The organism is Micromonospora sp. NPDC005291 (assembly GCF_040607415.1).
In the GTDB taxonomy this organism is placed as follows: domain Bacteria; phylum Actinomycetota; class Actinomycetes; order Mycobacteriales; family Micromonosporaceae; genus Micromonospora.
In genome coordinates, this window is sequence record NZ_JBEXGR010000036.1 from 26,515 (window position 1) to 38,982 (window position 12,468).

The 12,468-nt window shown below is 71.4% G+C and carries 10 protein-coding genes, 2 tRNA genes and 1 pseudogene; 7 read left to right on the top strand and 6 right to left on the bottom strand.

Annotation, left to right across the window (positions count from 1 at the left end; translation table 11 throughout):
• Positions 1–170: 170 nt before the first annotated feature.
• A tRNA-Lys gene (locus ABZT18_RS30405) sits at positions 171–246 on the bottom strand.
• Positions 247–434: 188 nt separating this feature from the next.
• On the opposite strand from ABZT18_RS30405, the gene ABZT18_RS30410 reads away from it, so the two are divergent.
• A complete protein-coding gene (locus tag ABZT18_RS30410; RefSeq protein WP_354997808.1) occupies positions 435–1,697 on the top strand; it encodes an Ig-like domain-containing protein in 1,263 nt (420 codons plus the stop codon).
• 248 nt (positions 1,698–1,945) lie between these two features.
• Entirely contained in the window at positions 1,946–3,235 is a 1,290-nt protein-coding gene (locus ABZT18_RS30415; RefSeq protein WP_354997824.1) for an Ig-like domain-containing protein, read from the top strand.
• A 113-nt stretch (positions 3,236–3,348) separates the two neighbouring features.
• Here ABZT18_RS30415 and ABZT18_RS30420 read toward each other — a convergent pair.
• Together ABZT18_RS30420 and orn are read right to left on the bottom strand one after the other, a co-directional pair.
• Positions 3,349–3,421: transfer RNA gene (locus ABZT18_RS30420), tRNA-His, on the bottom strand.
• A 109-nt stretch (positions 3,422–3,530) separates the two neighbouring features.
• The gene (gene orn / locus ABZT18_RS30425) at positions 3,531–4,121 is read right to left on the bottom strand and encodes an oligoribonuclease (RefSeq protein ID WP_354997807.1); all 591 of its coding nucleotides are present in this window, start codon (positions 4,119–4,121) and stop codon (positions 3,531–3,533) included.
• Positions 4,122–4,193: 72 nt separating this feature from the next.
• On the opposite strand from orn, the gene ABZT18_RS30430 reads away from it, so the two are divergent.
• Positions 4,194–5,483 carry a glycosyltransferase family 87 protein gene (locus tag ABZT18_RS30430; protein WP_354997806.1) on the top strand — a complete coding sequence of 430 codons (1,290 nt, stop codon included), beginning with the start codon at positions 4,194–4,196 and terminating at the stop codon, positions 5,481–5,483.
• A 260-nt stretch (positions 5,484–5,743) separates the two neighbouring features.
• Here ABZT18_RS30430 and ABZT18_RS30435 read toward each other — a convergent pair.
• The 3 genes and pseudogenes from ABZT18_RS30435 to ABZT18_RS30445 all read right to left on the bottom strand — a co-directional run.
• Positions 5,744–6,046 (bottom strand): annotated as a pseudogene (locus ABZT18_RS30435) (hypothetical protein); the annotation flags it as partial.
• A 701-nt stretch (positions 6,047–6,747) separates the two neighbouring features.
• Complete coding sequence (locus tag ABZT18_RS30440; RefSeq protein ID WP_354997805.1) at positions 6,748–7,488, bottom strand: YcnI family protein; 741 nt, start codon at positions 7,486–7,488, stop codon at positions 6,748–6,750.
• 17 nt (positions 7,489–7,505) lie between these two features.
• Positions 7,506–9,173, bottom strand: a complete 1,668-nt coding sequence (locus ABZT18_RS30445) for a copper resistance protein CopC (RefSeq protein ID WP_354997804.1) — start codon at positions 9,171–9,173, stop codon at positions 7,506–7,508.
• 172 nt (positions 9,174–9,345) lie between these two features.
• On the opposite strand from ABZT18_RS30445, the gene ABZT18_RS30450 reads away from it, so the two are divergent.
• Genes ABZT18_RS30450 through ABZT18_RS30465 form a run of 4 tightly spaced genes read left to right on the top strand, consistent with a single transcriptional unit; the run spans position 9,346 to position 12,281 of the window.
• Positions 9,346–9,936, top strand: a complete 591-nt coding sequence (locus tag ABZT18_RS30450; protein WP_354997803.1) for a sigma-70 family RNA polymerase sigma factor — start codon at positions 9,346–9,348, stop codon at positions 9,934–9,936.
• 32 nt (positions 9,937–9,968) lie between these two features.
• Positions 9,969–10,493, top strand: coding sequence for a MauE/DoxX family redox-associated membrane protein (locus ABZT18_RS30455; RefSeq protein WP_354997802.1), 525 nt, complete (start codon positions 9,969–9,971; stop codon positions 10,491–10,493).
• Entirely contained in the window at positions 10,486–11,202 is a 717-nt protein-coding gene (locus tag ABZT18_RS30460) for a thioredoxin domain-containing protein (RefSeq protein ID WP_354997801.1), read from the top strand. The genes ABZT18_RS30455 and ABZT18_RS30460 overlap by 8 nt, the downstream gene beginning before the upstream one ends.
• Positions 11,199–12,281 carry a hypothetical protein gene (locus tag ABZT18_RS30465; protein ID WP_354997800.1) on the top strand — a complete coding sequence of 361 codons (1,083 nt, stop codon included), beginning with the start codon at positions 11,199–11,201 and terminating at the stop codon, positions 12,279–12,281. The genes ABZT18_RS30460 and ABZT18_RS30465 overlap by 4 nt, the downstream gene beginning before the upstream one ends.
• Positions 12,282–12,468 lie beyond the last annotated feature (187 nt).

The window sequence follows — 12,468 nt, forward strand, 5'->3', positions numbered from 1 at the left end:
CTGGCCTCGTCGGCCGGTGACCTGGCCTCGGGCGTCCACGAGGACGGACCGCGTCCATCCGACGCCGGCGAGGTTCAACGGCCTTCGAGCACCCACCGAGCGACCGCCCCACCCGTACACGAAAAAGGCTCTGGCCTGGTGGTTACCCACCTGGCCAGAGCCTTGATTGTTGGTGCGCCGCCAGGGACTCGAACCCCGAACCCGCGGATTAAGAGTCCGCTGCTCTGCCAGTTGAGCTAGCGGCGCTCGTTCGGCAACGGGGAGAAGATTAGCACCCCGGGAAGCTGGGCTCCAATCCGGTTGCCCGACTCCCCCCTTCGGTCGAGCTTTGCGGGCAAAAAGCTACAAACCGACCAGCGCGCTGAAGAAGGGGGCATGGGTTGCGGCGGCGATGCGGCACGATGTCCGCCAGGTACGCGAGAACAGAGGTGGGGATGGCACGGTTCACGCGAGCCGGGGCGGTGGTGGGCGCTCTGACCCTGGTGGCGTCGCTGGCACTGACCGGGTGCGGCGACGAGAAGAAGAACCCGGAATTCGTTGGCGGGGCGCCGTCGGACGTGAGCGCCGGGCCCGACTCGCCCGCACCCGCGACACCAAGCCCGCCGAGCGGGCCGGCGCTCACGCTGAGCCCGGCCGACGGCACGAAGAGCAGGCCGGTGAGCACGGAGATCAGCGCGAAGCTCCCGGACGGCGGGAAGGTGTCCGCGGTGACCCTGGCTGCTGACGGCGGGGGCGCGGTAGAGGGCAAGCTACGCACCGACGGCTCCGCCTGGGTGCCGTCGGCTCCACTGAAGTACGGCACCCGCTATACCGCCACGGTGACGGCGAACGCAGCCGACGGCACCAGCAGCCAGGGCACCAGCAGCTTCACCACGATGGCCAAGCCGAAGTCGACGATCGGGTCGGGCCTGTACCTCTTCGACGACAAGAGCTACGGGGTGGCCATGCCGGTGGTCACCGAGTTCCACCCGGGCATCCCGAAGAAGGACCGGGCCGCCGTGCAGAAGCGGATGTTCGTCCGCACCGACCCGCCGCAGCCGGGGGCGTGGCACTGGGTCGACAACGGCACGCAGGCCTACTACCGGGCGCCGGAGTACTGGCAGCCGGGCACGACCATCACCGTGCGGATCGCCCTGGCGGGGATGCCGCTGAGCAACGGCCGTTACGGCGACGTCGACCGCAAGGCCACCGCCAAGATCGGCCGGTCGTTCGTGATGAAGGTCGACAACGCCAACAAGAAGATGACCGTGTACGAGAACGGCGCGCTGGTGCGCACCATCCCGGTGAGCCTCGGCGCGAAGAGCACGCCGTCATCCAGCGGCACGATGGTCGTGATGGAGAAGAAGGAGGCCACGGTCTTCGACACTCGCGACGACCCGAACCCGGCCAACCGCTACGTCACCGACATCGAGTTCGCCCAGCGGCTCACCTGGGGTGGTGAGTACATCCACGCCGCACCCTGGTCGGAGCACGTGCAGGGGCGGCGGAACGTCTCGCACGGCTGCGTGAACGTGTCCACGGCGAACGCCCGGTGGCTGTTCGACAAGACGCGGATCGGTGACCCGATCACGGTGAAGGGCACCGAGCGCAAGCTCGCCGCCGGCAACGGTTGGACGGCGTGGAGCCTGAGCTGGTCGGCGTTCATCAAGGGCAGCGCTCTGCCGGTGCCCAGTGGTGGGGCCGGCCCGTCGCTCTGAGCCTTCGTTCCTCGCGCCGGCCCTACCGATGGTCGGGCCGGCGCGTATCCTTGCACTCCCCGCGATGCGACGACGCCGCGGCGACCCTTCAGTCCCGGTACGGAGACGAGCCAGGCTCACGAAACGCCGGATAGTAGCAAGATTCCGGCATGCTGGTCGGCGTGTTTCGGTTCACCCTCGGCAACCGGGGCTGGCTCTGGCGCGTCAGTAGGAGACGATGGGGCAGCGACCACGACTGTGAGGGAATCATGCGAGCTAGCCAGGACCAGCTGATCCGGCCCGCTGGGCGACGCCGCGTGTTCGCGGCGGGGCTCCTCGCCGTGGCGCTGGCCTTCACTTCCGCCTGCACCGACGGCGACGGCGGCAAGCCGTCCTCGTGGCATGGCGGCGGCGAGAGCCCAGCGCCGAAGGCTGCGGCGACCATCAGCGAGCCGGCGGCCGACGCCAAGGACGTGCCGGCGTCGACCGGCATCACCTTCACCACGAAGGACGCTGTGGAGACCGCCGTCGAGCTCAAGGACGCGGCCGGCAAGGCGGTCGAGGGCACCCTCGCCGCGGATGGCAAGACGTGGCTGCCGGCCGGCGCGCTGGCGTACGGCACGAGCTACACGGCGACCGTGACCGCCACCGGCGACGACGACCGTCCGGCCACCGCGACCAGCACCTTCACCACCATGGCCAAGCCGGGCAATCAGGTACGGGTGACCAGCTTCCTCGGGGACAACCAGGTGGTCGGGGTCGGGATGCCGCTGATCGTGAAGTTCAGCCGGGGCATCCCGGAGGACTACCGCGACGACGTGCAGCGCCGAATGACGGTGACCTCGACACCGGCCCAGGCGGGCATCTGGCACTGGGTCAGCCCCACCGAGATCCGGTACCGGCCGAAGGAGTTCTGGAAGGCCGACAGCAAGGTCTCCTACCGGGTGCAGGCCGGCGGCCTGCCGATGGGCAACGGCTGGTACGGCCGCGCCGACCTCAGCGTGGACATCAAGATCGGTCCATCGGTGATCATGACGGTGGACAACAAGACCAAGCGGATGACCGTGACCCGCAACGGTGCTGTGATCAAGACCATCCCGGTGAGCCTGGGCAAGAAGACCACCCCGTCGTCCAGCGGCACCATGGTGGTGATCGAGAAGCTCCGCAAGACGGTCTTCGACACGATGGAGGAGTTGGGCCCGGAGGAGGGCTACCGCACCAAGATCGACTTTGCCCAGCGGCTCACCTGGGGCGGGGAGTTCATCCACGCGGCGCCCTGGTCCGAGGGACAGCAGGGCAGCGTGAACGTCTCGCACGGCTGCGTGAACGTGTCGATGGCCAACGGTGACTGGCTGTTCAAGAACACTCAGGTCGGCGACCCGATCACGGTCAAGGGCACCGAGCGCAAGCTGCAGAACGGCAACGGCTGGACCGACTGGAACATGAGCTGGGACGACTACGTCAAGGGCAGCGCCCTGCCGTTCGAGCCGCCCGTCAACCCGGACACCTCGCCACCCCCCGACGGCGCCGTCACACCGTCACCCACGCCCACCGCCTGAGCCACTCGACGAAAGCCCCCTCCACGGAGGGGGCTTTCGCGTGCCGCCCCTGACTCGCCTTAAAACGACTCAGGCCCCCTCGTGAGAGGGGGCCTGAGTCTTGAAGCAAACTGGGTGACTGAGGGGAATTGAACCCCCGACAACCGGGACCACAACCCGGTGCTCTGCCAACTGAGCTACAGCCACCATGCCGCCGTCGCCCGGTCTATCGCCCCGGGCGGGGTGCGGACCAATAATAGCCACACTGCGGCGTACCGCGTCCAGCGGGTTGCCTGCTCCCCGGTGACCTACCGGGTCAGAGTTCGGCGGCGATCGCCTTGGCGGTCTCGACGTCCGGGCCGGGCAGCGGGACGAAGACGGTGCGTCGGTAGTACTCCAGTTCCCGGATGCTCTCCCGGATGTCGGCCAGCGCCCGGTGCGCGAGGCCCTTCGGCGGCTGACCGAAGTACACGCGCGGGTACCAGCGACGGCTGAGCTCCTTGATCGACGAGACGTCGATCATCCGGTAGTGCAGGTGCGCGTCGAGGCGGGGCATGTCCCGGGCGATGAAGCCCCGGTCGGTGGCGATCGAGTTGCCGCACAGCGGTGCCGTACGCGGATCCTTGACGAAGGTCCGGACGTACTCCAGGACCAGGTCTTCGGCCTCGGCGAGGGTCACGGCTGAGCGGCGGACCTCTTCGGTGAGGCCGGACTTGGCGTGCATCGTCTGGACGATCTCCGGCATCCCCTCCAGTGCCGCCTCGTCGGCGTGGATCACCACGTCGACCCCGTCACCCAGCACATTGAGGTCGGGATCGGTGACCAGTGCCGCAACCTCGATCAGTTTGTCCCTGCCAAGGTCCAACCCGGTCATTTCACAGTCGATCCAGACAAGGAGATCAGCCACCGGGACAGCCTACGCGCAGCCCACGCCTCGCGGCTGCGTGCTCTCGACTGACCAGACCGCTAGGGTTTCGGGGTGCCAGCAGAACCCGTAGCACCGCCCGCCGTCACGGACGACGATCCCGGCGGCCGTACGGTCCGTCGCCTGGTCGCGGTGGTGGCCCTCCTCGCCGTGCTGCCAGCGCTCTACCTGCCCGGCCTGAACCACAAATTCCTCGACCTCAAGATCTACATGTCCGCGGTGGACTGGTGGCGCGTCGGCCACCCGCTCTACGACTACGTCCAACCTGACCGGGTGCAGGGCGAGCTGTACTTCACGTACCCGCCCTTCAGCGCGCTGTTGCTGTGGCCGTTCGGCCTGCTGAAGCTCAATGCCACCGTGACGATCTTCACGGTGCTCACCGTCCTGGCCGTGGTGCTGACGACCCGGTGGCTCGTGACGCCGGTCATCGCCCGACACCACCTGCCGCGAACGTTCACCCTGACCGCCGCCGTGCTGCTGGTGCTGGCGGTGGAGAGCACCCGCGAGACGATCACCTTCGGCCAGATCAACATGCTGCTGGTCGTGTTGATCCTGGCCGACCTGCTGTTCGCCGTGCCGCAGGCGCGACGCTGGGCCGGGGTGGGTGTGGGGCTGGCGACGGCGCTCAAGCTCTTCCCCGGCATCTTCATCGTGTACCTGCTGGCCACCCGGCGGTGGCGGGCGGCGGCAGTGGCGAGCGCGACCGCGGCGGCGGCGACCCTGCTGGCGGCGGCCATCGCCCCGAGTGACTCGTGGCGGTTCTGGATCCAGGAGTTGTGGGACAACGACCGGGTGGGGCGCACCGACTACGTCGGCAACCAGTCGCTGTTCGGCCTGCTCAGCCGGTTCACCGCACCGGAGAAACCGGACCGACTGATCTGGCTGCTGGTGGTTGCCGTGGTCGCCGTCTACGGGCTGTGGCGGGCTGCCCGCGCGGCTCGGGCCGGTGACGCGCTGACGGGGCTGACGTTGACGGGGTTGGTGGGGTCCCTGGTCAGCCCGATCACCTGGACCCACCACATCTACTGGTTCGTGCCGGCGGTGGTGCTGCTCGCGGACGCGGCGTTGAGTGCCGACCGCCCGGACGAGGTACGCCGACGTCGGTGGTTGGCCGCGCTCGCGCTGGGCACCGCCGCTTTGATCATCTACGGCGTGGTGACGTTCCAGGACTGGGGTACGGAGCCGGTCCGCACCCGTGACCCGGTGGACTTCTTCCTGCAGAACGGCTACGTGCTGCTCAGCCTGCTGCTGCTGGTGGCCCTGCCGGTGCGCTCGCGCCGCCCTGAGGAAAACTCGGGCCACCCTGAGGAAAAATCGCACCAAATGGACAGACCTCCCCAGTAGCCGCCATCGGCGCTAATCTGGCCTCATCTACCTCAAGCGTCGCTCGGGTAGCACCGATCCCCCGGTGAGGGTGGCCCTCCGCGTCGGCAGCGCGGGGGGCCGCTCTACGTCTCGTCCACCGCCACCGGCCGGGCCGTAACCTCCGCACCGGCGGGCGGCCACGCGAGACTCAGCGTCACCTCCGGTGGACGGGGCAACCGGACCGGCTCGTCGAGGTCGGCGAGGGTGGCCGGCCGGGCCGGTTCGGCACCGATCGCCGACCGGGGCCGCTCCCCCGCAGCCGAGCCGACCGCGGTGAGCTGCCGCACAGCCGGTAACGGCGGGGTCGAATCGGGATCCCGGGCACTCAGGCCACTGAGCGAGGTGACCCCGAGCCGGCCGGCGAGCACCGGCACCTGATCCGGCTCGACCACGAAGATCACCTCGCGCGGGCGAAGCGGTCGCAACAGGAACAGCACCGCGCACACCACCAGCAGGACGCCGACGGCCAGCAGACCCCAGGTCGCCGGGCCGGCCCACCCCGCCCGCAGCTCGGCGCGCAGGTCCAGGGCCAGGTCGGGGCCGCCGTCCGGGCGCATCACCACCAGGCTCATGGGCTCGCCGGCCAGGTCGTCCGCACTCCACTCCAGCGAGCCGATCCCCTCGCGTACCCAGAACGGCTGGCCCAGCGGGCTGACCGGCACAGCGACGGCCGGGCTGCCGACGGCCGGATCGGCCGAGGCACCGGCAGCAGGACCGGCCGGGTCCAGCCGGACCGGCAGCGGACCCTGGGCCAGCGCCACCCGGCGGACCGCGGCGTGCGGCACCGGCGCCAGCCAGCGGCGCACCTCTGCGCTGGGCGCCAGCCCGACGAAGGCCGGGCCGTCCGGGGTGCGGGCGTCCAATCGCAGCTGGGTCTGCGCGGTACGCGCGAAGGGCGCCTCCCGCCGCAGCAACCGGTCGAGATCGGTGACCACGACCGCGTGACCGGGCGTGCGGACCGTCTCGAAGCGGGCGGCGAAGCCCCCATCGGGGTCGGCGTGTCGGGTCACCAGCCACAGCGCGCCACCGGCGAACAACGCCGGAATCCCTACGACCAACAGCAGCAGTCCGGCGATCGCCCGCACGAAACGCATTCGCACCGTCCCCCTCCGTAGCCAGATACCCGGCCGACCTTACCGACGTACACCGTCTGATCAGGGGATATCCACGGCACGGTCGATTTCGACTCCGGAAAGCGCGCTGGCCCGCCGGAGAATCCGGCGGGCCAGCGTGTGTGGCGGGGTCAGGACTTGGCGACCGGCTCCCGGCGGGTCCGCGCGAACGCCAGGCCGCCCAGCACCAGGCCGGCCAGACCGGCGACGAGACCGGCCACGCCGAGGCCGACCGCGAGTCCGTTGCCCTCGCCGTCATCGTCGTCATCGTCGTTCGTCGCCACGGCCCCAGCGGTCGGCCCGGCCGAGGCAGACGGTGCCGCCGCTGCGGCGAGGGTGAGCACCGGAGCTGGGTTCTCCGGCTCCTCGGCACCCGGCGCCGGCGGGTCGATCCAGCGCGAGATGTTGCCGTCCGAGTAGGTCTGCAGGGTCTTGAAGACCATCGAGTCGACCTGCGGCAGTGGCCCCATCGAGACGGGGAACTCCTGGAACTCGCCCGGCTTGATCCCCGCGTTGCCGGCGGCCGTCCAGGTCAGCTTGGCCACCGCCTCGGTGATCGGGCTGCCGTGCACCTCGATCGGCGGGTCCACCTTGCGCTTCTCCACGGCCACCGTCCAGCCGGCCACCGGCATGGTCGACACCGAGCCGACCGGCGCGTTCTCCGGCAGCACCACCTCTACCTTGGTGGTCGACGCGCTGTCGCTCTCGTTGGGCACCCGGAACGCCACCCGGGCGTAGCCGCCCTGGGTCGCCTCCTTCGGGTTCACCGTGACGTGGGCGGACGCCGGTCCGGCGAAGCCGAGCACAGCGGTGGCGGCGGCGGTGAACGTCAGGGCGGCAGCGGCGGTTGCGGTACGCCGGAGTCGGGTCATGGGTTTCGCGAGCCTCTCTAACGGATGGGCACGGTGGCGGTCACCGTGGCCTGGTCGATATCGGTCGTTCGGGCGGTGATCTTCAGTTGCCAGTCGCCGGCGGCCGGCAGGCTGATGTCGCCGTAGGCGTGGTTGTCCGTCAGTGGCAGCAACGGGACCTCGATCGGCTCGATCCCGGCCGAGGGCAGCGCGGCGGTCGCCCGCCACTCCACCACCGGAAGCGGCAGGTTGTTGTCCTTGCCGTACGCGTACAGGTGCACCGAGTTGTTGCCCCGCTCGGCCGGGCTCAGCTCGACCCGGAGGGAGTAGAGCGGGCTGGACAGGGTGGTCGAGAAGAGCCCGGCCTCGGTGCCGGCCGGCCCGGCCACCGCGGTCCGGGCAGGCGTGGTCTGCACGAGCGTGGCGGACAGGCCCAGCACCACCACGGTCACGGCAAGCTCCACCCAGACCGCCCGGCGTACCGGCGCCGGGCGCTGCGCCGCGATGCGACGACGTACCAACTGCCGGGAGTACGCGGCCACGGCGATCACGATCGCGAACAGCCCGATCTTGGCCAGCAGCAGTCGCCCGTACGTGGTGTTGAACAGCGCCTGCGGGGTGGCCACCTCGATCAGCGCCTGGACGGTGCCGGCCAACAACAGCGCCGAGACGGCGAGCGCCGCCCAGCGCGACCAGATCGGCAGGATCGCGCCCAACTCCCGCTCGTCGGCCTGGCGCAGCAGGAAGCCGGCGAGCATCAGCAGACCGCCCAGCCAGACCGCCATGCTGCCCAGGTGGACCGCGTCGACCACCACGGAGACCGCCGGCGCCGGGGAGGCCGCCGGGTGCCCGGCCAGCGGCCAGGTCAGCAGGGCAGCGCCGCCGAGCACGGCCAGAATGATCGCGTCGGTGCGGCTGGCCGGCCGGGCCAGCAGCGGCCGGAGCAGGAAGGCGGAGGCCGCCAGCAGGCCGAGCCGGACCAGGTGGGCGGCCCCGAAGGCGCTGCCGAACACGCTGCCGAACCCCTCGCCGGTCACGTCGAAGAGACCACCGCCAGCCGTGTAGGGCACCTGCAACCACAGGTCGGCGAGGGTGGCGACGGCCACCAGGCCGAGGCCGGTCCAGGCCAGCCGGGTCGGCCCCCGCCGGGAGAGCCGTCGTGGCCAGAGCGCGGCGAGCACCAGCGCCGGCCCGACCAACAGCACCAGGCCGGCGTAGCCGAGGAAGCGGGCCACCTTCACGGCCGTACCCACCACCGGGTTGGCGCGGCTGTCCGCGCCGGTGTCGACGGGTGGCGTCGACGGCGCGCCGACCGAGTAGGTGAACGCCCCGGAGACCGGGTGGCTGTCGGCGGAGATCACTCGGAAGCTGACCAGGTAGGTGCCACGCTCACCGCCCGGATCCACCGGAATGGTCACGACACCGCCGTCGAACGACGGCTCGCCCCGGTCGGCCCGGGAGCCGTCCGGCGCGATGACCCTGATCTTGCCCGGGACCTTGCGGACCGACTCGCTGAACGTGAGGACCACCTCGGACGGCCCGGTCGAGACCACCGCGGAAGCGGCCGGGCTGCTGCTCTGAAGCACCGCGTGGGCGCTGGCCGGGGTAGCTGGCGCGATCAACAGGGCGACGACGGTGACCAGAAGGCCGGCGGCGGCAGCCAGCCGGGCGATCCAGCGGCGGGGGGCGACAGTCATGCCGGCCATGGTCGCCGACGAGTGTCACTTTCGGCGACCCGAGGCGGGTGATCGCGGCCGTGGTCGCACGTCATGACCGGGTAGTCGGCTCGGGGCGGGGAAAAGTTCCCGACGTGGCGCAGACCATCCAAGGGCCGAAGGACCCTGACGCTCTGCCTGGTGCCGCGTAACCTCGGTTGTCGTGATCCCCGTCCCGCGTGACACCGGTGCCGCCGGTCCGGCAGAGCCGCCCGGCGATGTCGCCCGGGACCCGGCCACCGAGTGGGCGCTGACCGCGCGCGACGGTGACCCGACCGCCCAGGCGGCGTTCGTCCGGCTGACCCAGGTCGAGGTCTGGCGGTTCGCCGCCGCCCTGGTCGACCCGGACAGCGCCGACGACCTGACCCAGGAGACGTACCTGCGGGCGTTTCGGGCCCTGCCCGCGTTCGAGGGTCGCTCCAGCGCCCGCACCTGGCTGCTCGGCATCGCCCGGCGGGCCTGCGCCGACCACCTGCGCACGGTGATCCGCCGCCGCCGGCTCGACGAGCGCCTGGCAGCGAACGCGTACACCGACCACCCGCACCCGGACCCGGCCGGCCAGCTCGGCGCCACTGATCTGGTCCGCCGGCTCAGCGCCGAGCGACGCGCCGCGTTCGTGCTCACCCAACTGCTCGGCCTGTCGTACGCCGAGGCCGCCGCCGTCGAAGGGGTACCGGTGGGCACCATCCGTTCCCGGGTCGCCCGGGCCCGCGACCAGCTGGTCGAGGCGGTCGGCGACGCCCTGACCGGCTGAACGCGGAACTTCCGGCGGAGACGGGACGACAAATGAGCGTGACTGCACCTTCCACCCGGGCTGGCCGCTGGCCTGTCGTCCGGCCCTGGCTCGGTATCGCGGCCCGACTCGGCCTCGCCGCCGTCTGGCTCGTCGCCGGCGCGTCGAAGGTCGGCGACCTCGCCGCCTCCGGGCGGGCCGTCAACGCGTACCAGGTGATGCCGTACGACGTCGCGACCGTGATCGGCGCAGCCCTGCCCTTCGTCGAGCTGGCGCTGGGCGTGCTGCTGCTGCTCGGGCTGGCCACCCGGCTCAGCGCGGTGGTCTCCGCCGCGCTGCTGGTGGTCTTCATCGTGGGGATCGCCTCGGCCTGGGCGCGCGGGCTGGCCATCGACTGTGGCTGCTTCGGCAGCGGCGGGCAGCTCGCCGAGGGGCAGGCCCCCAGTTACCTCCCGGAGATCCTTCGCGACCTGGGATTCTTGGTACTGGCCGGTTTTCTACTGATCTGGCCGCGTACGCCCGTGTCGGTGGACGGGTGGCTGTCCGCTGAACCCGCTGTGGAGGACGAGGATGAGTAGTCGCAAGGGGCAGCGGGACGCCGCCCGGGTGGTCCGCGAGCAGCTCGCCCGCGAGCGGCGGCGTCGGCGCACGATCTGGGTCTCCGCCGCCGCCGTCGCCGTGCTGGTCATCGCCGGCCTGATCGGCTGGGGTGTCTGGTCCAGCCAGCGCTCGGACGACTTCACCACCCCGCCCGGCGCCAACGCGGACGGCACCGGCATCGTCACCGGCGGCGGGCCGGTCACCGTCGACGTCTACGAGGATTTCCTCTGCCCGGCCTGCAAGCAGTTCGAGCAGACCAGCGGGGCGACTCTGGAGCAGTTGGTGGCCGAGAACAAGGCGAAGGTGGTCTACCACCCGGTGGCGTACCTCAACCGCTTCTCCACCACCGAATACTCCACCCGATCCTCGGCCGCCTCCGGCTGCGCCGCGGCCGGGGGCAAGTTCCGCGAGTACGCCAAGGCGCTCTTCGACAAGCAGCCGCCGGAGGGCAGCGCGGGGCTCACCGACGACGAGCTGATCGACATCGGCGTCGGCGTGGGCCTCGATCAGGGCTCGTTCGGCGGCTGCGTCAGGGACAACACGTACAAGACGTGGACCGGGCACGTCACCGAAGAGGCCAGCCGGAGCAACGTCACCGGCACGCCGACCATCCTGGTCAACGGTCAGCCGGTCGCCAACCCCACCCCGGACGGTCTCACCGCAGCCGTGGCGGCGGCCGGCAAGTGATCCGTACCCTGCTGGCCCGTGCCGGCCTGGTCGCCACCGCGGCCTGCGCGGCCACCCTGCTCACGACGGCACCCGCAGCCGCGCACGGCGCGGACGCACCCGACGGCACCGACTACCGCACCCGGACCACCGGGGTGGCACCGGCGCGGCCAGGGCTGGAGGTACGCGTCGTCGAGGCGGGCGCCCGACTGGAGCTGACCAACCGCACCGGCCGCGCCATCGAGGTGATCGGCTACTCGGGTGAGCCGTACCTGCGCGTCGGCCCGGACGGGGTGTTCGAGAACAGCCACTCCCCCGCCACGTACCTGAACCGCACCATCGCCGGGGACACCGCGCTCCCGGCCGAAGCCGACCCGGCCGCCCCGCCGTCCTGGCGGAAGATCGCCGACGGGACCACCGCGCGCTGGCACGACCAGCGCGCGCTGTGGCAGGAGTCGGCACCACCGGCGGCGGTACGCGCCGCACCCGACCGCGAGCACCGGGTCCGGGACTGGACGGTCCCGCTGCGCGACGGCGCCGACCCGGTGGTGATCGGCGGCACGCTGGACTGGGTGCCGCCGCCGGACGCGTACACCTGGTGGGCGGTGACCATCGTGGGGCTGCTCGCGGTGGGCGCGCTCGGCCTGGTCGCCGCAGCCTCACCGGCCGGCAGCCGCGCGCTGTCCGCGGTCGGTGCGCTGCTGGTCGTCGGCGGCGCGGTCGCCGTGGTGTACCCGGTGGGGCGGGAGCTGGACGCCGGCGCCCAGGGCGTGGGCGGGGTGGTAATCGGACTGCTGTCCGGGCAGATCTGGTCGCTGCTCACCGGCCTCGGCGCGATCGCCGCCGGTTGGTACGCGCTGGCCCGCAGCCCGGCCGCCGACTTCGTGGTAGCGCTGGCCGGGGCCTGCCTGGCGCTCTTCGCCGGTGCGACGAACGCCGCGGTGTTCGCCCGGTCCATCGTCCCGGTGCCCTGGCCCGCCGAGTACGCCCGGATCATGATCGCGCTGGTGCTGATAACGGGCGCCGGCGCAACCACCGCCGGCGTCCTCCGCCTACACGCAGCCTCCCGAACCCCCACCCCCGCCGTACCAACCCCCTGACGGATCGCGCAGGGTGCGGCGCCAGCCCTCGTCGATCATGGAGTCGTGGTGCCCGTTTGGTTGCCTGGCGGTCGCTTTGTCACCCACCACAACTCCTTGATCGACGATGCGGGGGGTGGGCCGGGAGGTGCCAGCCCGCCACCGGCGGGCGCCATACTGCCGGGAGGAGCCATCCCGCTGCCGGGAA